The organism is Spiroplasma endosymbiont of Lasioglossum malachurum (assembly GCF_964020065.1).
Lineage (GTDB): Bacteria > Bacillota_I > Bacilli_A > Mycoplasmatales > VBWQ01 > Spiroplasma_E.
Map to the genome: position 1 here is coordinate 519,487 of NZ_OZ026534.1, position 25,467 is coordinate 544,953.

The window sequence follows — 25,467 nt, forward strand, 5'->3', positions numbered from 1 at the left end:
CGTTTAAATATTTTACTTGCTGTTATTCATGATCCTGATCTAGTTATTTTAGATGAAGTTTCCACAGGATTAGATATTGAAGTTCGTTCAGAAATTTTTGAATTTTTTAGAAAAAATATTATTGACAAAAATAAGACAATGATCTTAGTTACTCATAATATGAGCGAAGTTGAAGAATTTTGTGAAAAGTATATTTACATTCATAATGGAATTATAAAAGAAGCAGGAAATGTTAAAGATATTGTTAAAAAATATGGTTCAGTTCATAACTTTACATGAAAAATGTTTGATAAAAATAAAAAAGCTGATTTAAAAAAACAATATGAAGAAATAAAAAAAGAAAATGCTGAAATCAAAAAAATAAGAAAAAAAATAAATGAATTCATAAAGAGGCTTTTTAGTAATCTGTGTTTCTTTGTTTTGCAAAGTACTAGTTCAGATTAATTCTGTCTTCAAATTTTATCATAAAATGAGCAATTGCTGTATTTCAATTTTGAATAGGCATTGTTCATTTTTTTGTTATATTTTCAATTGCTAAGTAAAATATTTTGAAAACTGCCATATCATTTGGAAAAACTTTTTTATTTCTGATGACTTTTCGTAATTGACTATTAACAGATTCAATGGCATTTGTAGTATAAATTACTCTTTTGATTTCTGGAGGATAACTAATAAAAATCATTAAATTATCTCAATTTTTATATCAAGATTTAGCAATTTGAGGATAGTGTTTATTTCATTTACTTTCAAATGATTCTAAAGCTTGCATTGCTTGTTCTTCACTACATGCATTATAAATTGGCTTTAAATCTGTAACTAGTGATTTTCGATGTTTGTATGAAACATATTTTAAACTATTTCTAATTTGATGAACTATACATAATTGATGTTCAGTTTTAGGATAAACTGATTGTATTGCTTCTGACATGCCTGTTAAGTTGTCACTACAAGCAATAAGAATATCATTTAAGCCACGATTTTTCATTTCTGTGAAATTTGCTAATCAAAATTTAGCGCCTTCATTTTCACTAATTCATAAACCTAAAACATCTTTTTTACCTTCTAAATCAACACCTAAAGCTATATAAACTGATTTGTTAATAATGCGTTTATCTTGTCGTACTTTAACTACTATACAATCAAAATAAACAATGGGATAAATGCCTTCTAATGGTCTATTTTGTCATGCTTTGACATCATCAATCACATCATCAGTAATTTGACTAATAACACTTTCACTAATATCAGCACCATGATATAACTCTTGTAACTGCATTCTAATATCTGATAATGTCATACCTTTTGCATATAAGGAAAGAACTTGTTGATCAAAACCATCAAATCTTCTCTGTCTTTTTGGCACTATTACAGGAGTAAAATTACTATTACGATCTCGTGGTACATCAATCTCAATTTTACCTTGTTGAGTTATTAATTTTTTTGAACTTATACCATTACGAGCATTGTCACTATTACTATGTTGATTTTTTTCATATCCTAAATAATTTTGCATCTCAGAATTCAAGATTTTTTCAACTAAACGTTTTGTTAATTCTTTATATAAACCCCCTTCTTTAAAAACTGTTGTTAAATCTTCAGTATTTTCTAATAATAAATCTACTGCTTTTGATATTGGATCATTATTATTAAAGTTATCTTTTTTAGCCATCTGTAACTCACTCTTTCTAATCATTTAATTATATTTACTAGAATTAATTAAACATAGTTATTTTTGTAAGTTACACAGATTACTAAACATTACCAAAATAAATTTTTTAGGAAATTTTTCTCTAATTAAACCATTAGTATTTTCATTAGTACCTCTTTGTCAAGGTGAATATGGATTGGCAAAATAAATTTTTACATCTAAATTTTTTTCAAGTTGTTGTCAATTTGAAAATTCTTTGCCACGATCAAAAGTAATAGTTTTAACAATGTTTTTAGGAAGAATTGATAAATAATAACTGACATTTTTATTAATAACTTTAGTAGTTCTGTTTTTAACTAATATTGCTAAAGTAAATCGTGATACTCTTTCAACTAAAGTTATTAAACATGATTTGCTTTTGCCTCTTGATGATACTATAGTATCTCCTTCTCAATGACTAAGTGTTATACGATCATTATAACATTTATATCTCGTTCTTTAATTGATTTACCATTAAACTTGCCACGATTTTCTTTAGATTTTCGTTTTTTACCTTTTCTTCTTAAATTTTTACTAGTAACTTTATCAAGCATTCCAAAATAAATTCAAGTATAAATTGTTTTAAAACTAATAACTCACTCTTTATGAAAATTTTTAATTCTGCCATAAATTTGTTCAGGTGATCAACCTAATAGTAATTTTTGTTGTACATATTTTACTAAATTCTTATTTTTAAACTTATGAAAACTAATATGTGATTGTTTTCGATTTTCAGCTTTATTTTGTGCAATTAATGAAAAATAATGATTATTATCTTTATTTCTATTAATTTCTCGAATAATAGTACTAATACTTCGATTAAGATTTTTAGCTATTTCACTAATTTTAAATTTAAATTTCAATTGATTCTTAATATAAATCCTTTCATCTATGCCAAGATGTTTATAACTCATATAAAAACTCCTTACTTTTTTCTAAACTAAATTTAGCATTATGAAATTTTTATATGAGAATTTTTTGCAATTTTATTTACTTGCACTTACAAGTATAATTCAGCAATTATAAAAAATATTTACAAAATAAACAAGCCTAATTAGGCTTGTTTTGATTTATTTTTAAAAAAAATGATACTTAAATTTTGGTCATTTACTGCGGCTATCAATTCCTGAATTAGTAGCAAAAAGATCAAAATTAATAACATTTTTTACATTTCATGCTGAAAGGTTCTGATTAAATTTTTTTGCATTTCAAAACATTCCCATCATATTTGTTACATTTGAAACATCTCAACCGGAAATGTCTTGATTAAATTTTTTTGCATCATAAAACATATAACTCATATCTACTATATTTGATATATTTCAAGAAGCTATGTTTTGATCAAATGTTAGATTATTAGCAAACATATTACTTAAAGAAGTAATTTTTGTTGGTAATTGATCTGGTACTTTTTCAACTATTTTTGGCATTTTAACAGCTTGAATTTCTCTAATTCCATTTTCAAAAAAACGGATTTGAACAATTTCTTTACTTTCTATGTCTGACAAATCTTTATCATTAGTTGTTTTTTGTATTCCATTTTTATCTTTGTAAATTGTATCTTGTTGTGTTTTATTTTGAATATAATTAGTTGTAATATTAGTATTTTGTTTGATAGTGTTTAAGAAACTAGTTAAATTACCTGTGGTTGTTGTAAGTATTAAAATACTTAATGTTTTGATTAGTGTTTTCACTAAAAAATCTCCTTTTTTTGTTTTTTCCAATAACTTCTTAAGTTTAAGAAGTTAATTATATTTTAATTCGTTTAAAAATAAATTCAATAAGTGTTAAATTTTATGTTAAAAATAAAAATATATAAATATTAGGAAAAATTTTTTATGTTATTAGTAAGTTTAAATGTAATACAAAAGTTATATAATATATTTTAGTTAAGTATCATTTTTGTTACTATCATTAATTTTTATTAATGATATTTTTTTTATGTTATAATTTTTTATAAGATTTATATTTATTTATAAATCATTTAATTTTATTAAAAATTCTGACCAGGAATGATTTTAAATGAATATTTCATATAATTTTTATGTTAAAAAAATTTTTTATGCTTGTTATGTTAAAAATGTTGTTTTACCTATTGATATTATTAGAAATGATAGAAATAAATTAGGTATAAAGAATATTGGTAATATTACTAAATTAAGAAATAATAATGTTCGTACTAAATCTAAATTAATTCAAAAAGCATTACATAATTTTTATAATGCAAGAGTTTTAAGTTTTTTAACTTTAACTTATCACAAAAATGAAACTGATATTAGAAAAGCAAAAAAAGATATTCGTTTATTTTTTATTTTATTAAAACGTTGATGAAATGACCCTAAACGTTCTAAATATTTAGGTGAATTGAAACATTTTTATGTTTATGAATATCAAGACCGTGGTGCAGTTCATTTTCATATATTATTTAATCGTAAAATACCATATTCTATGATACGTCAATGATGACCACATGCTGGAAATTCTAAGGGTATTGATTTAAGAGTTGTACATAAAGGAACAAATGAATTTGTAGTTAAATATTTAAGTAAATATGTAACAAAAGTACAAGAAAATATTAAATCATTAAATCAAAAAGATGTTGGTATTCAAGCATATTCTTTTAGTAGAAATTGTAAAAATCCGCTTGTAGTTCGTGGAACTAAAATGTTGAGTTTACAAGAATTAGTACAAGCATGTGAAAAAGCAAAAGAATTTTATTTATTTAAAAGTAAACCAAATGAGCAAGGTGTTACTAAATTAATTGGTGGAAGTTATGATTATATTGCTACTAGTGATTATTTTAAAGATTTTCAACATTACATAAGTTTAGATAGTTTAAGATTTAGGTATTGATTAAAAAATAAGTTTAATAAAAATGATGTTTTAGATTTTCTTTATAAAGTTTTTGATAAAAGTAAAATTGAAAAAATATTTTTAAAAAATCGTGTTTTACATTAATTTTAAATTTTTTCAAGTAATATATATACTATATTTGTATTTTTTTTGTGTTTTTGTTATACTTTTATTATAGTAATTATTATTATTTTTCTGGTCGGAAATAGTAATGATTACTTTTTATATTTATTGAAATTTTTGTTAAATATGTTAGTATATTGCTATAAGTAAATATTTTTTAAAATTAGTTTTTAAATAATATTTAACTTATTTGAATTGGTAAAACAGTTCCCGACCAGGAATAGTTAAATACTTCATTTAAAAGCTTCTTTTATTAATTTAATTATTAAATAATTGTTTGCCAATTCAATCTATTATTTTTTTTATTAAAATTTATAGAAAGGATTGGCAATTTTTATGTTTAAAACTCAATTAGTTAATATTGAAAAAGATAAGATGATACCCGATAAAAATAATCAAGGTAAATTTTTAAATTTTGATGTTTTAACTTTTTTGGAAATTAATAGACAAACAAATATTTCTACTGGTAAAGTAAGGGATAAATGGTATAATCCAACAGTTGTTAATGACTTTTCAAAATATTTACATAAATTAAATTTAAAAGTTGGTAATTATTATAATTTAGTTTTGGATTTATCCGGTACTATTGTAGATATTACTGAATGAAAAAATTAAAGATAGAATGGAAAATTTAAAATGCAAGATTTAGAAAAACGTATTAAAGAATTAGAAATCATTGTTAATGATTTAGTTAAATTTCAAACTTTACTTTTACATTCTTTTAATTATCTTGGTAAAGATGAACAGAAATTTAAAACTAATATTAAACGTTTGAAGTAGTATTAACAAAATTAAATAAGGGGCTTATATATGGATTATATATTTTTCATTAAGCCCCAATGGATTAGATTATAATTCATATACAAGCTCCTTATTAGTATATAAAGTAAGGAGTTTTATTTATGCCTAATGAATTTGAGCAAATTAGTAATTATACTTTGACTAAAATATTAAGAATTGGATTAAGTCCATTAAGTGCTATGGTTGGTGTAAGTGCTTATTATGGTCAATATTTAAAAGACCCGATTTTAGGTTCTATTAATTCTTTGTTATTTAGTAAAAAGTTAGGAATTGATATATGGAATATTAATCAAAGACCTACTACTAGAAATAAAGTTATTAATAGTTATAAAAAGATATTTTTAGGTTTAGGAACAATTGGATTAATTAATTATGCTAAGTTTGTTCAGTATGTAAATAAGTCAGTTTCTTTATTAAGAGATGAACCTTGTTTTTGGCCACCTTGCTCTACTGAACCATCTAAACCAACGTATCCACCATTTACAACTGTTAAACCTATAATTGATGTTCCTTTTGTAGATTGAGATACTTATATATCTTTAAATAGTTTTGGTATAGCAAATGTTATTAGTGGTTTAACTGAATTAATACCTAATAGATTTGAAACTATACGTAAAATAGCGAATATGGGGACTGGTGGTTGTTTGATTAGTAGTGGGGTTGCTATGGGAATTAATAATAATTTTAATAATTATTTTGCTATTCCTACGATTATTGCCGGAGCAAGTGAGATTATAAATACTTTATTGTTACCGTTAGGAAATACACATAATAATACAGAATTACAAGAAGTATTTACTGATGAAAGAGCAAGATTGATTAATGGTAGTGTTAATGATTATCAAAGTACAGATGACGGTATGGTTGATGTTGATTTAAACCATGATAGTATGTCGGAGATTAATTTAGATAGAGCAAGTTTAAACTGGGATTATTCTTATGCTTATACATTAGGTGGTGTTTAATAATGGAAAATAAAGAAATTAAAAAAAAGTGATATGACACTCCTAAATTTCATGTTTTTTGTTTTATTGTTGGTTTTTTTTCTATGATTTGAACTGTTGCTGAAATACATAATATTATAAATGGTAATTTTGATTTTTTTATTGGTTTAGATTTAGGCATTAATATTTTACTTTTTGTTTTAGTAATTTTTTATGAGTTATTTAGTTTAATTGATTTTTTAAAAAAAAGAAAAAAAGGAAGTGATAAATAATGGATATGAAAGAAATTATAAAATATGTGTTATATATTGGTGGGTTTTGTCTTATACTTTGATTTTGTCGTAATTGAATACATGAGGGTATACAGAAATTCAAACATAGAAAACATGTAAAGGAGAATGATAGTGAGCCTGATTGTATTTTTTGTCGTAAAGATTTTGAAAAGAAGAAACGTAAATTAGAAATGGAAAAACAACAAAAAGAATTAGAGAAAGGGGGTGATTAATATGCCTGCTGGATTATCAGCATTATTAAATATGATTGGTGGCGTTGGTCAACAATTATTAAATGCTTTTACTTATATTTTTGGTTGAGTATTTACTACTGGTGATGGTGGAACACTTACAAATTGACCAGTGTTAATTTCAATTGTATTTATGGTATTAGTGTTTATCAAACAATTTGTGGGACATATTATTCATGGAACACATTAATAATTAGAAAGGAAGTAAGCAAATGGTAAAGTTATTTTTTAGTTTGGTTTTTGTTTTACCTTTATTAGGTAGACTTTTACCGGTTGTTAATACTTTGGTACAAACTATTTATATGCAGTATTTAAGTTCTTTTGCTGGATTACATACTGTGACACTTTTTATTAAGTCGTTTTTTTATGATAGTTTATACACTTTACCTTTGCCTATTCTTGCTTTAATAAATGTTAGTTTTGTATTTTATTTAATTTTGGGATTATTTAGATTTACAAGACATTAGGATGTGAAATTATGTTTATACCTTTTATTACAACTGTTATGCAATTATTTGCTTCGATTTTTATGAAGTTTTTTAGTTTTCCACTTGGTGATTTAGGTTTTAATTTGGGTACGTTAATGATATTTTTGATTTTGCTTAGATTTGCATTTAGGGTTATTTTACCCGAATTGATGTTACCAACATTAGGTTTAGGTTATGGTGTTAAGAAAATTGCTAAGTCTTCTGTTTCAGTTGGTAAAGCAATTGCTAAGGGTCATAAGCAAACACAAGATGTTAACGGAATAAGTGTAGGTAATTAGTTATGTCTAATTTTGTTCTTAGTATATTGCATTTTATTTTTATATTTTCTAGTAATGATATTGGTATATTTTTAAATCAAACTAATATTACTGATGAAGTTTATATTTTGTTTAATTTGACTTTTTGATTGGTATTAAGTGTATTTTTTAATTTTATTTATCGTAGTATTAAATTTGTTTTTAAGTCATTGTTTGGGTAGGTGTTAGTTATGAGTGTTTTAGAAATTTATAATAAAATACATCAATGTATAGTTGATTATTGAAGTATGTTTATAGGTAATCCAGTTGATGATTTTACTACTATTTTATGAAATTTAGTAGTTTATGGGACTCAGTTTTTTATTGGATTTGTTTTGTTTTATGGTTCATGATGAATTTTAAAATGTTTATTTGGTAAATAATTATGTGATTTAAGTTTGCTAAATTATTTTTTGTTGTAAATACTTCTGTTCAAGCACCTACTAGTTTAATTGCTTCAAATGACCCTAATGTTGTTAATTATGATATTACAAAAGAAATGGTTAAACATGTTAAATATCATGATTTTGATGATTGAGCAACAATTCCATGAAATTCTGCTTATTTTGATGTTGACCAACCGGATTTAAAATTAGTAAGTGGTGAATTTATAGGTAATAATGAGGGTTTATATACGTGTTATTATTATAGTGATACAGTTGGTGTTCCGTCACAAATGATAGATATGGGAACTGGCGTTTATACTTTTAATAGAAAACAATTAGATGAATTTTCACGTATTATGTTTAATCATAATTATGTTGCAAAGAATAATACTAATAATTTAAACTTTGTTAATACTGGTAAAAGAATTATAAATTTTCAAACACAGTTAAATTTTGAAATTGATAAACCTTTAAGTTTTTATATTCAAGGTTTTATGTTTTATTTTGAATATGAATATTTTAAAACTTTTACTGCTAATTTTGTTTTTAGTTTTTTAGATAATGTTGGTGATACAAAATATGTTTTTAAAGGTAAAGTTGATAATGATGTTTATCAGCAAGATTTATATAATTTTGTTACTATGCCTATTCGTGTTCCAAATTTAAGACATTTAACAGTATTTTTTGATGTTCATGGTGAATCAACTAAACCAACTTTTTCACCACAGTTAAATTTTGGTCAAATTAATATTTTTTCAAGTGAGAAAGTAACACCAGTACCACCAAATAGTCCTTTTAACCCTGAGTATGAGCGTGTTAGTTGATATGATGTTTTTGGTCATTTACGTAATGCTTTTAGATGAGTACTTTATGGTGTTGTTGGTAAGGTTTTACCCGTGGAACCATTAAGAGAATTTTTTACTAAACTTGATGGATTATTGAGACGTATTTTTGATGATACTATTAGTTCTGTTTTAAATGTTAATTTTACTAGTGGTTTAGAACAAGTTTTAACATTATGAGTATTTTTAAAAGCAGTTGGATTTTTAGTTGGTTAGGAGTTGATAAATAATGCCTTGATATGGTTATTTACTTTTAGGAATTTTATTATTAATAATATTATATCCATTTTTAATAACTAGAAAAAATATAAAGATATTACAACTTGTAGGTAGTTATATTATTTCAGCACCACCACGTACTGGTAAATCTGCTCTTGCTTGTTGTTTAGCACAAAAACATAAAGGTAGGGTAGTGAGTCCTATTCCTATTAAAGTTCGTAATGAGTATAGTTATCGTTGTTCTTATGATGATGTTTTTAAATTTAATCAATTAAATAGTAATTATGCTTTTAAAGAGTGTGATATGGTTGTTTTAGATGAGTTAGGTTTGAAAATTAATAGTAATGATTTGTCGCCCGAATTTAAAGAAACACAAGAAAGTTTAGGAATGTTTTGTAAATTAATAGGTCATAATTTTAATGGAATTATGTATATGATTGAACAACACCCCGATAGAATACCAAAACAAGCACGTGAAAAAGTGGAATATATTGTGCAAGTTAAAAGAATGCGTATTTTGTTATTTTTAGTTAAGTTTAAACTTAATATTTATACTAATGTTGATGATTATAATAAAATTGTTTTATCTAAAAGACAAACAAAGCGAATAATTAAGCGTGGTGGATTACCACCTAGTTATAGTGGTGAAACTATGACTTTTAGTTTATGATTTCCTAGGTCTTATTTACAAAGATATAATAGTCATGCTTTAAATTATATTCATTCGTTAAAGAGTGAATTAAGTAGTGTTAAAGACTATGAACAGTCACAAGCATTAGATTTTACTGTTGAAGATATTAAAGCAGTAGGATTAGATAAGTTGGATAATATATTACAGACTGAAAAGAAAGAAACTGAAAATACTGTATGTCGTACTTGTTATTATAGAAATAAATATTCTAAGAAAAATAAAAAAAATGTTAAAATAGATACATAAACTTAATATAAGTTTTTAACTCATTACTTTATTTAAAAAGTAAATGAGTTTTATTAATGGTCGGAGCCAACCAACCAAGGTTCTGGTTGGCCGCGGGGTTTAGCCCCGCTGGGGTGAGTTGCGAAGCAACAAGGGGCAAAGCCCCTATTACTTGATTTACATACAATTTGTTTATTTTTTTAAAATAAAGATATTTTTATGATATTATTAAATTAATTTAATAACCGTTAATTACTAGTATAGATAGTTTTATCTATATTAGTTTTTTTGTTTTTATTAAATTAATTTAATTAAAAAAATATTATATATTGGGTTTATTGCGTTTAAAGTCAAGTTTTATATTGAGTTTATTAGAAAGAAGTTAAAATATGGCAAACGGCAGAGAAGTTATTATTACGAATAATTTAAATAATCCAAGTATAAAAAGTTTATTATTAATTGATGAATTTAATAATAAAATCGGTGACGCAATACTTATTATTGATTTAGAAAAAAAAGAAGCTATTTTAGAAAGTATATTTATTGAAGAAAAATATCGTAAGCAACAATATGGTAGTTTACTTATTTACAAAATTTTTGAGATATGTCATAGCAATAATATCGAAAACCTTATTTTATTATCAGATCCAACTAATGTTACTGTCGATGAATTTTATGAAAAATTAGGATTAACTTATGCATGAAATAAAAAAACTTTTTTTTATGATTATGAAATTAATATACCTCATGCAATTTTTAATAAAAGAGATGAAATTGAAAAGTGAAAAAATATTAAAATAAAAGAAATTTTTATTGATTTTGATAAGTCAAAATCAAAAGCTATAAATGATGAACAAAAGATATTAGAGGATAGTGAAATATTATCTAGTATTTTAGATGAAGTTTTAATACATGAAGAATCAATTTTCAAGGAAGATTATCAAAAAGTTATTGATTGATTTAATCAACAAAGAGAACAAATAATCAAAAATCCAAAACAATGATGAAATACTTTAACCCCCAAACAAGTAGATGTTGTTAAAAATGAGGCAAAAAAATGGTGAAATAACTTAACACCAGAACAAAGAAAAATAAAATTATTAGAAAAACAAGCATATCAAAAAAAGACAATAAAAAAAGATGATACTCCTTTATTGTTTGATTTTGATCAAAATATAAAAAATAAATTAGACTGCATGCAGTCTATGAAAACATCAACTCCTGTTGTTAAAAAAGATAATTTTAATATTTAGATTTTTTCTTTTCTCAAATGTCTTGTTTTTTAAAATTAACAATGTAAAATAAAATACATAATTAATTTAAAATATAAAAGAGTAAAATTAAATGGTAATTTAGAGACTTAGTGGTTGCTGTAAACTAAGCAAGTTTAATTTGAAGGTAACTTATATTATTAGTAATTTAAATAATAATTAAGTGCATTTACTTTGTAAATGAATTAGGATGGTACCGCGTTAAAAAACGTTCCTATTTGTGGAATATTTTTTTATTTTAAAAAGGAGTATAACAAATGAATAGAAATTTAAACAAAAAATATAATCATATTGAAATTGAAAAGGATCGTTATGAACAATGAGTAAAATCTGGATTATTTAAGGCAAATGTTAGTTCTATTAATCCTACATTTTCTATTATCTTACCACCACCTAATGTAACCGGACTTTTACATTTAGGTCATGCTTGAGATAGTACTATCCAAGATTTATTAATTCGTTATAAACGTTTACAAGGATTTAATACTTTATTTATACCTGGTATGGATCATGCTGGCATTGCCACGCAAGTTAAAGTTGCACAACGTATTAAAGAAGAACAAAAACTTAATTTGCAAGAATTAGGTAAAGATAAATTTTTACAACAAGCATGAAAATGAAAAACAGAATATGCACAAAACATAAGAAAACAGTGAGCAAAACTTGGTTTAGCATTAGATTATTCGCATGAAGTATTTACTTTAGATGAAAATGTTAAGCAAGCAGTTAATGAAGTATTTGTAAAGTTATATAAAGAAGGTTTAGTTTATCGAGGAAAAAAGATAGTAAATTGAGATCCAGAATTAAAAACCGCTATTTCTAATATTGAAGTAAATTATCATGAAACAAAAGGAAAAATGTATTATTTAAAATATTTTATAGAAAATAGTAGTGAGTTTATTACTATTGCTACTACCAGACCAGAAACAATGTTTGCTGATCAGTGTATAGTTGTAAATAGTAAAGATAAACGTTATTTACAATTTATTGGTAAAATGGTTGTTAATCCGGCTAATAAAATGTTAATTAAAGTCATTGCTGATGATTATGTTGATATGAATTTTGGAACAGGTGCTATGAAATGCACACCAGCACATGATGCTAATGACTATGAAATTGCATTACGTCACAATTTAGCAATGCCTATTTGTATGAATGTTGATGGAACTATGAATGAATTAGCACAATCATATATTAATCAAGATCGAATGGTATGTCGTAAACAATTAGTTGAACAATTAAGAAAAGAAGGTTTAGTTGTAAAGGTTGAAGACCATCTTCATCAAGTTGGTTATTCAGAAAGAAGTAACGCTATTATTGAACCATATTTATCACAACAATGATTCATAAAAATGAAACCATTAGTTGAAATGATTATTGATAAACAAAAAAATAAGAAAATAAAGATTGATTTTCATCCAATATTATTTGAACAACAACTTTTGCAGTGATTAAATAATATTCAAGATTGATGTATTTCTCGTCAATTGTGATGAGGTCATTCGCTTCCAGTTTGATATCATAAAAAAACTAAGAAAATTTATGTTGATACTAACCCACCATCACCAATTAATGATTATATTCAAGAATCAGACGTATTAGATACATGATTTTCTAGCGGTTTATGACCTTTTGTAACCTTGGGTTGACCACAAAAAAATGTTGATTTGCAAAAATATTATCCAATATCAGTATTAGTTACTGCTTATGATATTTTATTTTTTTGAGTTGCACGAATGATGTTTATGGGTTGAAAATTTACTAATCAAAAACCATTTACTAATGTTTTAATTCATGGTTTAATTCGTGATGAACAAGGTAGAAAAATGTCAAAATCATTAAATAATGGAATTGATCCAATGGAAGTTATTAAAAAGTATGGTGCGGATGCTTTACGTTACTTTTTAGTTAGCAATTGTGCTCCAGGTCAAGATTTAAGATTTAGTATTACTAAAGTTGAGTCAGCTTGAAATTTCAATAATAAGTTATGAAACACTGCACGTTATGTACTAATGAATATTGATGATAAGTTTCAATTGGATGAAAATATTGTCTATAATAATTCATTATCATTTATTGATCAATGAATTTTACAAGAACTTAATCAATTGATTATTTATGTAGAGCAATATATGGAAAAATATGAATTTGTTTTAGTAGTTAAAGCACTATCAAATTTTATATGAAATAAATATTGTTCTTGATATATTGAATTAAATAAAGTTAATTTACAAAATCAAGAGCAACAAAGTAACTCACTACAAACATTATATTATGTTTTACAACAAATTATTATTATGGTTCATCCCTTTATTCCCTTTATCACAGAAGCAATCTATGAAGAAATGGGGTATAAAAATAGCATTTTAACAAATAAGTTTCCTAAAGTTAAAGTTATGGAAAAAACAAAAGATGTAACACAATTTGTTGAAATATTAATTGAAATTATTGGTAATATTCGAGAAATTCGTAAAGAACTTAATTTATCTTTAAAATTACCGTTAACTATTCATATCAATACGACTAATTCTTTTTTTGAATTAGAAAAAAATACTTTAAATCCTTATTTATTACAATTAACTAATAGTCAAATTGTTACTATTAGTGATAGTCCGTTGTCTGTTAATAATAAAATAATTAAAATTATTAATTCAGCAGTAATAAAAATTAATGTTTCAAATTTATTTAATAAAGAAGAACAATTAGCAAAATTAAAAGAGGAATTAGTTTATATTGAAAATGAAATAAAACGTAGTAAAGATATTTTAAGTAACCAACAATTTTTAGCAAAGGCACCACCAACAAAAGTTGAAATAGAAAAGCAGAAATTAGAAAAGTATCAAAATCAAAAAATTTTAATCAATGCCAAGATTAAAGAATTATAAAAAACTTTTATTTTAATTCAAGTTGAAAAATTTCATTATTTTCCAATTGCTAAATTGTAAAGGTAAGTGCAACTAAATTATTTTTCTATCCAAATATTCGATTGGTGAAAGATAATTTAGTATTTTTCTCGGTCTTTGATTTAATGATAATATAAATTTATGAATTTCATTTTTATTAGTTTTTGAAAAAATAAATTTTTTAGGAAATTTTTCTCTAATTAAACCATTAGTATTTTCATTAGTACCTCTTTGTTAAGGTGAATATGGATTGGCAAAATAAATTTTTACATCTAAATTTTTTTCAAGTTGTTGTCAATTTGAAAATTCTTTGCCACGATCAAAAGTAATAGTTTTAACAATGTTTTTAGGAAGAATTGATAAATAATAACTGACATTTTTATTAATAACTTTAGTAGTTCTGTTTTTAACTAATATTGCTAAAGTAAATCGTGATACTCTTTCAACTAAAGTTATTAAACATGATTTGCTTTTGCCTCTTGATGATACTATAGTATCTCCTTCTCAATGACCAGGTGTTATACGATCATTAACATTTATATCTCGTTCTTTAATTGATTTACCATTAAACTTGCCACGATTTTCTTTAGATTTTCGTTTTTTACCTTTTCTTCTTAAATTTTTACTAGTAACTTTATCAAACATTCCAAAATAAATTCAAGTATAAATTGTTTTAAAACTAATAACTCACTCTTTATGAAAATTTTTAATTCTGCCATAAATTTGTTCAGGTGATCAACCTAATAGTAATTTTTGTTGTACATATTTTACTAAATTCTTATTTTTAAACTTATGAAAACTAATATGTGATTGTTTTCGATTTTCAGCTTTATTTTGTGCAATTAATGAAAAATAATGATTATTATCTTTATTTCTATTAATTTCTCGAATAATAGTACTAATACTTCGATTAAGATTTTTAGCTATTTCACTCTAATTTTAAATTTAAATTTCAATTGATTCTCAATATAAATCCTTTCATCTATGCCAAGATGTTTATAACTCATATAAAAACTCCTTACTTTTTTCTAAACTAAATTTAGCATTATGAAATTTTTATATGAGAATTTTTTGCAATTTTATTTACTTGCACTTACAAGTATAATTCAGCATTAATAATAAATTTAAAAAATATAGTTATTGGATTAGATTATTATTGATTAATATTGTTTTATTTTTATTCACTATTCCTATTCAGTGACAAATAAATCATGGTTTTAGTTTATTAACTGTTGCATATTTATTATTTTTTACACCAATCATTATTTTTTGTGATGTTATTTTATTTTTAAATGCTAAATTGTAAAGGACTTGATATTATTTATAATGCAATTATAAAAGAAGGAGATATAATTCAAGAATTAATTAATAAAGGCATCCAACATATTGTTGCTACTGATGTTCCAGATTTTAGTCTTGTCCCAAAATATTATGGAACTAAATCGCAAGTTTTAGCAAAACAATTATCTGATGCTTATAAAACACTTTGAAATCACAAGATATTTTTATATACAACTAATTATCCTAATTTTATTAGAAGATTTAGTTTAAGAGAAGAATTAAGTAAATATGCACTGATATTTCAACAAGAAGGTAAAAATTTACTCAAAATGCAATTGAATCTGATTATGCTCATATGGCATTAGATGGTGCTGTTACAGCAACATATGTTAATGGTTCAACAAAAGAAACATTAAATAATTATTTCTTCTTTGATATGAAGTTCATCCAACAACATTAGTGCATATCAAGCGGTTGCTGAAGATCTTTATAATTTAGTTGAAAAGTGATAATGTTTTAAAACATTAGATATAATAATTACTATATAAGATAAAAGTTCAAATTTGGAATATTATCAAAAACGAAAGTATTTTTCAAATATTGAAACACTGAATAATCTTAAAAAAGTTTATTATTGAGGAAAAAATAAAAGTGTGATTATATATGAAACATTATGATATTATAACATTAACATAAAATATATTAATAATTTTGTGAGGTTGGAAACATGGTTTATATTGTTCATGGTCAAGATGAGTATTTAGTAAGAAAAAATATTGAACAATTAATTAAAAAAAATCATAAAAAAGAAAATTATGATTATAATCTATATGAATTACAAGAGGATACAATTGTTAATATTATTAATGAAATTCAAATTATGAGTATATTTGAAGAAAATAAAGTAATCGTAATTAATGATAGCAGTAATTTATGACAAAAATATATTAAAGAAAAAAAAATTGTTAATGCTTTGCTTAATCATAATCAAAAAACAATGATAATTATTAAAAGTTTAAATGTTGATTTTAAAATTAGTAGAGAATTTCAACAATTTAATATTATCAAAATTAAAAATTATACAAAATCACAATTATTATTATTAATTAATAAAGTTTGTAATAGTTTTAAAATTAACATTACTCAAGAAGCAACTAATTTTCTTTTAGAATACTTGCCAAATGATGTCAGTATTATTTTAAATGAGTTATCAAAATTAAGATTAATTGGAAAAAAAATAACTTCAGATATTATTATTGAGGTGGTTCCTAAATATTTTGAAACAAATATTTTTAAAACTGTTGAATATATATTAAAAAAAGATTATAACAATTTTTGAAGACAATATAACTATTATAATGTTATTAATTATGATAAAATTAAATTGATTAATATTCTTGTATATCAATTAGAATTAATTAGAGATATCAAAATTTTAGTTAAACAAAAAAAAAGTAATGAAGATATTTCCAATATATTAAATATTTCTAAGTTTCAAGTAAAAATATTAGAACAATATTTAAATATTAATTTAAATATTAATAATATTTTGTTAAAATTATATGAATTAGATTATAATATCAAAAAAGGAAAGTTTAATAAAAATATTGCAATTGATTTATTTTTTTTGAATATTTAGTATATAATTATAGATGTTTTAAACTCAAGAGGTGATACATATAATGAAAAGTAATAAAAATACTGATATTACAGAAAAAAAGTTAGTAGAAGAAAATAGTGACATTACATTGGTTAAACCAAAAGTAAAAAGAGTTACAAAGAAAAAAACTGAAAAAGTGTACTCAGAAGAAGATTTAAATGTTGCATTATACTATGAAATATCAAGTACTATATATAACAGTTTAAATAATTTAATTGTTAGAAAATCTATTTTTGCTAATGAAGAACTTTTAAAAATTTTAGAATTACAAATTTCTAATTTATTTTTTCTTGAAAAAGAACTAAAAGAATTAAAAGATAAAAAGTATGCAATAGAATTTTTGCAGTTAATTTCTAATTTGGTAAATCGTAGTTTGAGTATTACTAAAAGTTCTCCTAAAAATCGTATTGAAATTCTTGAAGAGCGTAACTTATTAATAGTTACAATTACTAATATTTGTAAGACTGTGGAAAAAGAAAGTTTTGAACGAATAAGACAGTTTGATAATAATACTTTTAATGAATTAAATGATCAAATTACTGCATTAAATAATTTTAGTGATGATGCTACTGAGGTTAAGCCAAGTGTTACTCCAAATAATCAGAATGTTGATAATAATGTTGATACAAATCCTAATATTGGTGGCATTGGAAATCTAGGTAATAATTTAAATATTAATAATCTTGATAATAATAGTTTAGCAAATTTAGCGAAGTTAGGTGTATTACCGCAACATCCCGCCACAAATCCTAAATTTTACCCGTATATGAATAAACCAAAATATATTCCACTTTTAAAGAAAATATTATCAGCTTTTTTCTTATTAACAACAATGCTAGCAATAGCTACTTATATACTAACTTATTTTATAGCAGGTACTTTTCAAATTAAAAATAATAGTACATTACCTGTTTATTATAATTTTGCACAACAATCAAAAACTATAGTTTTCACTATTATCACAACAATAGTTTTAAATGGAGGCTTTTTATATTCAATTTTAAAACCACCAAAATTAGGTCGTGATTTATATCGAACATCATATTTTTTAATAGTTATTTTAATTTTTTGAATAATTTATACAATTTCAAATTTAATTTATATGACAACAAATGATTCATTATTAAGAACATTTATTTCTTTTTTAGATAAAGGTGATGAAATTAATCCTAATGCTTTACCTTGATTAAAAGGATTAGCAACTTTTAAAGCTTTTCAAATATTAACATATATTACAGCAGCATCAGCAATTTTACCAATTGCTATTATACTAGTTATTGCTATTCTTAATCCAAAAATTGATCGTAATAAAATTATGAGAGCCAATTCGGAATATCAAAATGCTATTAATAATGCTTTAAGTGGTAAACCCTATGAAATCGATCCATCACTTTTTGATGATAGTTTAGATAATGATAATAAAAAAGATACAAAAGATCATAAATTTTGACGTAATAGTGATTTATTTAAATAATAAAATTAAAAAGGACTAAAAGTCCTTTTTAATTTTATTATTTTTAATTATTAGATTTAATATCTTATGCTTGTCAACGTAATTTTGAACTTGCAACTATTGTGTAAATACCAATCAATCCAAGCCGCAACTCCTAGATATATTCCATAAGTTGTTGTAAAAGTAAAACTTGTTCCACTTCAAGCTTGAATAAATGGATCCATAGCGTATTTAAATGGATTAAAGTAAGTTGCGTATTTTAAAACGGGACTACTATTAATTAACTCAGCTGGGAAAAATACCCCACTTAAAAGTGCAACCGGAAAATAAATTACATTTGATGCTGCAACTAAAGCAGTTACTGATTTGAAAATTGAGGCCAATAACATTCCTAAACCCATTGATGAAAAGAAAATTAAGATAATAAATGGGATAGATTCTCCAATAAAATTTGCTGTTACTATATTATTTCACCCATAAGTACCACCAAACATAATTCCAACTCATAATAAAGATCATAAGAATGTCGCTATCATAAAGAAAAATCCAATTATCATAACTGAAAGAACAAAGAAAATTGGTTTAATATTTGTTGCTCCAATTCGCTTCATTAAAACACTATTTTTAAATTCAACAATTGTTTGTGGAATAATGAAAATTCCTACTGCCATTGGTTGTAACATTGAAATTGAACCAACTAAAGTATGTAAACTTTTTACAGTATCACCTTCCATTTGTTTAAAAGCAAAACCTTCTAAGAACAACATTAGAATTGGAAATAAAACTAAAAAGAAGGGTACAAAAAATCCTCGATAATAATATTTAAACATTAAGTTTATTAATGGTCGAGAGGTTTTTTAATAATCTGTGTATCTTTGTTTTGCAAAGTACTAGTTCAGATTAATTCTGTCTTCAAATTTTATCATAAAATGAGCAATTGCTGTATTTCAATTTTGAATGGGCATTGTTCATTTTTTTGTTATATTTTCAATTGCTAAGTAAAATATTTTGAAAACTGCCATATCATTTGGAAAAACTTTTTTATTTCTGATGACTTTTCGTAATTGACTATTAACAGATTCAATAGAATTTGTAGTATAAATCACTCTTTTGATTTCTGGAGGATAACTAATAAAAATCATTAAATTATCTCAATTTTTATATCAAGATTTAGCAATTTGAGGATAGTGTTTATTTCATTTACTTTCAAATGATTCTAAAGCTTGCATTGCTTGTTCTTCACTACATGCATTATAAATTGGCTTTAAATCTGTAACTAGTGATTTTCAATGTTTGTATGAAACATATTTTAAACTATTTCTGATTTGATGAACTATACATAATTGATGTTCAGTTTTAGGATAAACTGATTGTATTGCTTCTGACATGCCTGTTAAGTTGTCACTACAAGCAATAAGAATATCATTTAAGCCACGATTTTTCATTTCTGTGAAATTTGCTAATCAAAATTTAGCGCCTTCATTTTCACTAATTCATAAACCTAAAACATCTTTTTTACCTTCTAAATCAACACCTAAAGCTATATAAACTGATTTGTTAATAATGCGTTTATCTTGTCGTACTTTAACTACTATACAATCAAAATAAACAATGGGATAAATGCCTTCTAATGGTCTATTTTGTCATGCTTTGACATCATCAATCACATCATCAGTAATTTGACTAATAACACTTTCACTAATATCAGCACCATGATATAACTCTTGTAACTGCATTCTAATATCTGATAATGTCATACCTTTTGCATATAAGGAAAGAACTTGTTGATCAAAACCATCAAATCTTCTCTGTCTTTTTGGCACTATTACAGGAATAAAATTACTATTACGATCTCGTGGTACATCAATCTCAATTTTACCTTGTTGAGTTATTAATTTTTTTGAACTTATACCATTACGAGCATTGTCACTATTACTATGTTGATTTTTTTCATATCCTAAATAATTTTGCATCTCAGAATTCAACATTTTTTCAACTAAACGTTTTGTTAATTCTTTATATAAACCCCCTTCTTTAAAAACTGTTGTTAAATCTTCAGTATTTTCTAATAATAAATCTACTGCTTTTGATATTGGATCATTATTATTAAAGTTATCTTTTTTAGCCATCTGTAACTCACTCTTTCTAATCATTTAATTATATTTACTAGAATTAATTAAACATAGTTATTTTTGTAAGTTACACAGATTACTAAACATTACCAGTATTTTTAATACTTGGGTCAATTGAAAGTAAATAATTAGTCATTAGTCAAATTCACCATTTTCTTTTTTATATAACTTTTTTAATTCTTGACAATTACAATGTTGTCAACAATGAATTTCTGTTCTACAATAATCACAATTTGTTTGTCTTAAACTATCTTTATTCATAATTTAACCTTTCTTTTCTAACTCTTTTATTTTGTTTTGTTTACATAAGTTATTACATTTATGAGCATAAACTCTACCATAACCACATTTAATTATTCTTTTTGATTTTTATTATCATTATTTTTAAATGTTTCTTCTTTTTCATCTCAATACAATTTAGTATTTGCTTCTATTCACTTCTCAAAAGAATTTAAGTTTAATTTATTCATTATTTTTTTCTTCTAACCAATATATGTTGTTATTAATTTATTTTATTTATTAATTTTTGGTAATTCATTATTATTAATTTCTAATAATTTATTTTGAAATTCTAATGTTTGTTTTAATTCTTTTATTTGATTATTTAAATTTTCAAATTTTCTTTCTTGTTTTTGTTTTTCATATCTTTTTCTTTCAACTTTTAAATAATTCTTTTTAATAAATTTATTTTCTTTTCTTTTAAAAACTCAATCTACTATTTTATTTCTTATATTATTTCATGGAATTGCAATAAAACCTATTCCAATTGAAACAGCAATTGCTATTGGTTTAATTGCAGTAATTCCCATAATAATAGCTGTTGGAATTAAACCTAATGTTGTACTTATTACAATACATCCCAAAAAAGCTATAAATTTTAAAATTCATGATATATATATTCATTTTATTTTTTCTCCTTATTTTTATTTAAATTCATAACTATTATTTCTAAACAATTCATACATCAATAATTAATTAATCAAATTCTTTTATTACAATACTTACATTTATTCATAATTTCTATACTCATTTTTATTATTAGTTTTTATATTTGCTGAATTATACTTGTAAGTGCAAGTAAATAAAATTGCAAAAAATTCTCATATAAAAATTTCATAATGCTAAATTTAGTTTAGAAAAAAGTAAGGAGTTTTTATATGAGTTATAAACATCTTGGCATAGATGAAAGGATTTATATTGAGAATCAATTGAAATTTAAATTTAAAATTAGAGTGAAATAGCTAAAAATCTTAATCGAAGTATTAGTACTATTATTCGAGAAATTAATAGAAATAAAGATAATAATCATTATTTTTCATTAATTGCACAAAATAAAGCTGAAAATCGAAAACAATCACATATTAGTTTTCATAAGTTTAAAAATAAGAATTTAGTAAAATATGTACAACAAAAATTACTATTAGGTTGATCACCTGAACAAATTTATGGCAGAATTAAAAATTTTCATAAAGAGTGAGTTATTAGTTTTAAAACAATTTATACTTGAATTTATTTTGGAATGCTTGATAAAGTTACTAGTAAAAATTTAAGAAGAAAAGGTAAAAAACGAAAATCTAAAGAAAATCGTGGCAAGTTTAATGGTAAATCAATTAAAGAACGAGATATAAATGTTAATGATCGTATAACACTTGGTCATTGAGAAGGAGATACTATAGTATCATCAAGAGGCAAAAGCAAATCATGTTTAATAACTTTAGTTGAAAGAGTATCACGATTTACTTTAGCAATATTAGTTAAAAACAGAACTACTAAAGTTATTAATAAAAATGTCAGTTATTATTTATCAATTCTTCCTAAAAACATTGTTAAAACTATTACTTTTGATCGTGGCAAAGAATTTTCAAATTGACAACAACTTGAAAAAAATTTAGATGTAAAAATTTATTTTGCCAATCCATATTCACCTTGACAAAGAGGTACTAATGAAAATACTAATGGTTTAATTAGAGAAAAATTTCCTAAAAAATTTATTTTTTCAAAAACTAATAAAAATGAAGTTCATAAATTTATATTGTCTTTAAATCAAAGACCGAGAAAAATATTAAATTATCTTTCACCAATCGAATATTTGGATAGAAAAATAATTTAGTTGCACTTACCTTTACAATTTAGCAAGTAAAAATATAAATAATGAATTCTTAGTTAATAATCTTGAGTTAGAATTATCAATCAATAAATTTTGATATAAATTTTCTATTAAACTTTATAAAAAAGAAAAAGAAATAGTTAAATATTGAAAAGAACAGTATTTTGAATGTTATAAAAAACAATTTTTTGTAAAGAAAAACTTAGAAAATGATAATAAAATATCAAATTTTGTTATTAAAAAAATTAATAAAGATGTACAAAATATTTCGATTTCAACTCCTTCATTAAAAGTACATACATTAAAAATGTAAAATATATAACAAGCTATTTTTTAATAAAATTATTTAAAAATCTAGAATTTAATTTTTTTTAAATTATGATATAATCACTTTAAAATAATTATTAATTTTTTACAATATTTAAATGAGGTATATATATGAAAAAACCATTATCATTTATGGGTGCATTATTATTATCAAGTGCAGTCACTGCTAGTACAACGGCATGTAATAATCTAACTATATTCAAAAAAGATTTAAAAAAAGATTTAACACAAACAGATTTAAAAATTGTACCAGAGGAACATCGAGGAACAATACCTACAGATTATGAATTAAAATCACAACTATTTATTTTAAATCATGAACTTCATACTGATAATATTAAAATTATTAATAAAACCACTAATTATGCTTTTGTTGTTGGTGATGGTATTTTTTATAATCAAGATAAAATTAAAATTACTTATCAAATCCAAACTATTGATATTAGAACAATAATTGTTGATGGAGCATCCATTGGTAATTTTAGTACTAGTGGTCAAAAACCTACTGTGGAAGCTGTTTACAGTCGTATTCAAGAAAAATATTCTAATTTAGAAATGGATCGCCTTAAAATTGACGTTATTTCTAATAAAGAAGCAACTATTACAGGTATTACGGGTGATGATATTATTCCTCTTTATACTGGTAAGGTAACAGTTACATTTAGTACTAATGATAGTGTTGATTTAAGTACTATTATTAATAAAAAAGATTTAACGGTTAAGACTAGTGGTCATGATATACCATCAAATAATGATGTAATGAGAGCATTACGTGATACTTACCAAGAAAAGTTAGATACTTCTTTTATTGCAATAGAAATTACTTCTACTAATAGTGCCACTATTACTAGTACAAATCAAAAAAAATATACTGGTAAAGTAATACTAAGTTTAAATCTTGATATTAGAATTGCTCTTAAAGACGTTATTAATAAGGGATTAGATAAAATTGCTATTATAGGAAAAGTAATAACTTTAGAAGATGTTAATAGTGCATTGAAAAAACAATATTCAAGCTTAAATATGAATGCTATTCAAGTAACGTTGCAAAATAATAGTGTTACTATTAAATCTATTAATCAATATGTATACACTGGTCCTAATGTAGTAATTGATAATTTACTTATTGATTTCAATAGTGTTTTAAATAATAAATTACCAACTTTTAATATTCCTGGACAAAACAAACCAAGTAAAGGACAATTAATTTCAGCACTTAAAACCGCTAACTATAATCTTGATGTAAGCAAAATTATAGTTGATAAAATTACTGATAATAGTGCAGTTATTAATGGTGATGGTAAATTTTATAGCAATGATAGTATTGTTGTTACTTATGATTGTGATAAAACAGAACTTTTAAGTGATGTTTTTAAAAATTTAAATTTAGGAACAATTAAAACTAATGGATTATCAAAACCAAATATTGAAGAAATTAAAACTGCGATTAGTAAAAGTAATCCAAATGTAAAGTTAGATGCAATTAAATTTAGTGAAGATGATATTACTAATCAACAAGTAACTATTAGTGGTGATGAAACTATTTATAAAGGGAAGATAGTTGCTGATTTTACTATTGATAGTAGTATTATTAATAATGATCAACTAAATTATAATTATAGTGAAACTAATAGTGTTGGTTCATTAAAAAGTACTTGAACCAGCCCTGATATTACTCTATTATCTAATTGAACAAATTATGCACCAGATTGAGATAGTTTTTCTAATAAGTTTAGTAAATTAAGTTTTTGTGATAATTCGTATTTTAGTCTTTATTGTAATACTTATACTGATCAAAAATTAAAAGGTTCGCAATTAAGTATTAATACTAATGATATTAATAATGATAGAAACAAAAATATATTTGAGCTTAGTTATTATTATGATGGTGGATTTTGAGGAGCCTTTCTTGAATTACATGGTTATATTCATATTTGACATGATGAAGAAAATGTTTATGTAAGCATTAATTGAAGCATTGATACAGTTAAATGTTTCCGTGATCGAGTATGGAATATTAACTTGCAAGGTGTAACCTTTAGTTAGAATTTAACAGATTATATTTATATAGTTTTACTGTTAATCATATAATTTTGAAATATTAATTTTTATTAAAAAGATAAATGAGAGATAATACTCTCATTTTTAATATCTTTTTATATAAATTAAGTAAATAACTAAAAAAGGATATACAAAGTAAGTTTAAAAATTAAAATTAAAAATTATTAATTTATAATTATTATAAACTTAATATA

28 protein-coding genes are annotated in these 25,467 nt (G+C 23.5%); 19 read left to right on the forward strand and 9 right to left on the reverse strand.

Translation table 4 applies throughout. The annotated features are described in order from the left end of the window. Positions 1–9 precede the first annotated feature (9 nt). On the forward strand, positions 10–444 hold the full coding sequence (locus AACK95_RS02935; protein ID WP_422397161.1) for a hypothetical protein: 435 nt from the start codon (positions 10–12) through the stop codon (positions 442–444). Here AACK95_RS02935 and AACK95_RS02940 read toward each other — a convergent pair. The 4 genes from AACK95_RS02940 to AACK95_RS02950 form a co-directional block, all read right to left on the reverse strand. Further along, a complete protein-coding gene (locus AACK95_RS02940) occupies positions 431–1,669 on the reverse strand; it encodes an IS256 family transposase (protein ID WP_338980981.1) in 1,239 nt (412 codons plus the stop codon). The two genes, AACK95_RS02935 and AACK95_RS02940, sit on opposite strands and share 14 nt — an antisense overlap. A 57-nt stretch (positions 1,670–1,726) precedes the next feature. After that, complete coding sequence (locus tag AACK95_RS07135; protein ID WP_422397162.1) at positions 1,727–2,116, reverse strand: IS30 family transposase; 390 nt, start codon at positions 2,114–2,116, stop codon at positions 1,727–1,729. Continuing rightward, positions 2,113–2,601 (reverse strand): IS30 family transposase, encoded by a 489-nt coding sequence (locus AACK95_RS02945; RefSeq protein ID WP_338980730.1) that lies wholly within the window; start codon positions 2,599–2,601, stop codon positions 2,113–2,115. The genes AACK95_RS07135 and AACK95_RS02945 overlap by 4 nt, the downstream gene beginning before the upstream one ends. A 162-nt stretch (positions 2,602–2,763) precedes the next feature. Then, positions 2,764–3,381, reverse strand: coding sequence for a BspA family leucine-rich repeat surface protein (locus tag AACK95_RS02950; protein WP_338980732.1), 618 nt, complete (start codon positions 3,379–3,381; stop codon positions 2,764–2,766). Positions 3,382–3,709: 328 nt separating this feature from the next. Between AACK95_RS02950 and AACK95_RS02955 the strand changes: the two genes are divergently transcribed. The 13 genes from AACK95_RS02955 to AACK95_RS03015 all read left to right on the forward strand — a co-directional run bounded on the left by AACK95_RS02955 (position 3,710) and on the right by AACK95_RS03015 (position 14,234). Beyond that, positions 3,710–4,645, forward strand: coding sequence for a rolling circle replication-associated protein (locus AACK95_RS02955; protein ID WP_338980734.1), 936 nt, complete (start codon positions 3,710–3,712; stop codon positions 4,643–4,645). A 354-nt stretch (positions 4,646–4,999) separates the two neighbouring features. Next, the gene (locus AACK95_RS02960) at positions 5,000–5,278 is read left to right on the forward strand and encodes a hypothetical protein (protein WP_338980736.1); all 279 of its coding nucleotides are present in this window, start codon (positions 5,000–5,002) and stop codon (positions 5,276–5,278) included. 21 nt (positions 5,279–5,299) lie between these two features. Continuing rightward, on the forward strand, positions 5,300–5,443 hold the full coding sequence (locus AACK95_RS02965; RefSeq protein ID WP_338980738.1) for a hypothetical protein: 144 nt from the start codon (positions 5,300–5,302) through the stop codon (positions 5,441–5,443). A gap of 122 nt (positions 5,444–5,565) precedes the next feature. Then, a complete protein-coding gene (locus AACK95_RS02970; protein WP_338980740.1) occupies positions 5,566–6,429 on the forward strand; it encodes a hypothetical protein in 864 nt (287 codons plus the stop codon). A gap of 2 nt (positions 6,430–6,431) precedes the next feature. Beyond that, positions 6,432–6,680 carry a hypothetical protein gene (locus AACK95_RS02975; RefSeq protein ID WP_338980742.1) on the forward strand — a complete coding sequence of 83 codons (249 nt, stop codon included), beginning with the start codon at positions 6,432–6,434 and terminating at the stop codon, positions 6,678–6,680. Continuing rightward, positions 6,680–6,913 (forward strand): hypothetical protein, encoded by a 234-nt coding sequence (locus AACK95_RS02980; protein ID WP_338980743.1) that lies wholly within the window; start codon positions 6,680–6,682, stop codon positions 6,911–6,913. The genes AACK95_RS02975 and AACK95_RS02980 overlap by 1 nt, the downstream gene beginning before the upstream one ends. Before the next feature lies 1 nt (position 6,914). Next, the gene (locus tag AACK95_RS02985; RefSeq protein WP_174480363.1) at positions 6,915–7,121 is read left to right on the forward strand and encodes a hypothetical protein; all 207 of its coding nucleotides are present in this window, start codon (positions 6,915–6,917) and stop codon (positions 7,119–7,121) included. Positions 7,122–7,409: 288 nt separating this feature from the next. Further along, a complete protein-coding gene (locus tag AACK95_RS02990; RefSeq protein ID WP_338980744.1) occupies positions 7,410–7,697 on the forward strand; it encodes a hypothetical protein in 288 nt (95 codons plus the stop codon). Between the two features lie 209 nt (positions 7,698–7,906). Continuing rightward, positions 7,907–8,098: a hypothetical protein gene (locus AACK95_RS02995; RefSeq protein ID WP_338980746.1), complete on the forward strand. Its 192-nt coding sequence runs from the start codon at positions 7,907–7,909 to the stop codon at positions 8,096–8,098. Between the two features lie 2 nt (positions 8,099–8,100). Continuing rightward, positions 8,101–9,159: a hypothetical protein gene (locus AACK95_RS03000; protein ID WP_338980748.1), complete on the forward strand. Its 1,059-nt coding sequence runs from the start codon at positions 8,101–8,103 to the stop codon at positions 9,157–9,159. 13 nt (positions 9,160–9,172) lie between these two features. Then, on the forward strand, positions 9,173–10,099 hold the full coding sequence (locus AACK95_RS03005; RefSeq protein WP_338980750.1) for a hypothetical protein: 927 nt from the start codon (positions 9,173–9,175) through the stop codon (positions 10,097–10,099). Between the two features lie 368 nt (positions 10,100–10,467). Further along, on the forward strand, positions 10,468–11,331 hold the full coding sequence (locus AACK95_RS03010; RefSeq protein WP_338980752.1) for a GNAT family N-acetyltransferase: 864 nt from the start codon (positions 10,468–10,470) through the stop codon (positions 11,329–11,331). Positions 11,332–11,606: 275 nt separating this feature from the next. Then, positions 11,607–14,234, forward strand: a complete 2,628-nt coding sequence (locus AACK95_RS03015) for a valine--tRNA ligase (protein WP_338980754.1) — start codon at positions 11,607–11,609, stop codon at positions 14,232–14,234. Between the two features lie 252 nt (positions 14,235–14,486). On the opposite strand, the gene AACK95_RS03020 is transcribed toward AACK95_RS03015, so the two are convergent. After that, the gene (locus tag AACK95_RS03020; RefSeq protein WP_338980983.1) at positions 14,487–15,179 is read right to left on the reverse strand and encodes an IS30 family transposase; all 693 of its coding nucleotides are present in this window, start codon (positions 15,177–15,179) and stop codon (positions 14,487–14,489) included. 365 nt (positions 15,180–15,544) lie between these two features. Here AACK95_RS03020 and AACK95_RS03025 point away from each other — a divergent pair, with 365 nt between their 5' ends. From AACK95_RS03025 to AACK95_RS03035, 3 genes are all read left to right on the forward strand, one after another. Beyond that, positions 15,545–15,898 (forward strand): hypothetical protein, encoded by a 354-nt coding sequence (locus tag AACK95_RS03025; protein ID WP_338980756.1) that lies wholly within the window; start codon positions 15,545–15,547, stop codon positions 15,896–15,898. Between the two features lie 362 nt (positions 15,899–16,260). Beyond that, a complete protein-coding gene (gene holA, locus AACK95_RS03030; RefSeq protein WP_338980758.1) occupies positions 16,261–17,172 on the forward strand; it encodes a DNA polymerase III subunit delta in 912 nt (303 codons plus the stop codon). Between the two features lie 43 nt (positions 17,173–17,215). Then, positions 17,216–18,667, forward strand: a complete 1,452-nt coding sequence (locus tag AACK95_RS03035; protein WP_338980759.1) for a hypothetical protein — start codon at positions 17,216–17,218, stop codon at positions 18,665–18,667. A 56-nt stretch (positions 18,668–18,723) separates the two neighbouring features. Here the strand turns inward: AACK95_RS03035 and AACK95_RS03040 are convergent, their stop codons facing one another. From AACK95_RS03040 to AACK95_RS03055, 4 genes are all read right to left on the reverse strand, one after another. Beyond that, complete coding sequence (locus AACK95_RS03040) at positions 18,724–19,413, reverse strand: ABC transporter permease (RefSeq protein WP_338980761.1); 690 nt, start codon at positions 19,411–19,413, stop codon at positions 18,724–18,726. A gap of 123 nt (positions 19,414–19,536) precedes the next feature. Then, the gene (locus AACK95_RS03045; RefSeq protein ID WP_338980985.1) at positions 19,537–20,775 is read right to left on the reverse strand and encodes an IS256 family transposase; all 1,239 of its coding nucleotides are present in this window, start codon (positions 20,773–20,775) and stop codon (positions 19,537–19,539) included. A 138-nt stretch (positions 20,776–20,913) separates the two neighbouring features. After that, the gene (locus AACK95_RS03050; protein WP_338980763.1) at positions 20,914–21,039 is read right to left on the reverse strand and encodes a hypothetical protein; all 126 of its coding nucleotides are present in this window, start codon (positions 21,037–21,039) and stop codon (positions 20,914–20,916) included. Positions 21,040–21,290: 251 nt separating this feature from the next. Beyond that, positions 21,291–21,641 (reverse strand): LMBR1 domain-containing protein, encoded by a 351-nt coding sequence (locus AACK95_RS03055; RefSeq protein WP_338980765.1) that lies wholly within the window; start codon positions 21,639–21,641, stop codon positions 21,291–21,293. Positions 21,642–22,051: 410 nt separating this feature from the next. Between AACK95_RS03055 and AACK95_RS03060 the strand changes: the two genes are divergently transcribed. Together AACK95_RS03060 and AACK95_RS03065 are read left to right on the forward strand one after the other, a co-directional pair. Beyond that, the gene (locus tag AACK95_RS03060; RefSeq protein WP_338980987.1) at positions 22,052–22,888 is read left to right on the forward strand and encodes an IS30 family transposase; all 837 of its coding nucleotides are present in this window, start codon (positions 22,052–22,054) and stop codon (positions 22,886–22,888) included. Positions 22,889–23,323: 435 nt separating this feature from the next. Continuing rightward, on the forward strand, positions 23,324–25,258 hold the full coding sequence (locus AACK95_RS03065) for a hypothetical protein (protein ID WP_338980767.1): 1,935 nt from the start codon (positions 23,324–23,326) through the stop codon (positions 25,256–25,258). The last annotated feature ends 209 nt before the right edge of the window (positions 25,259–25,467 follow it).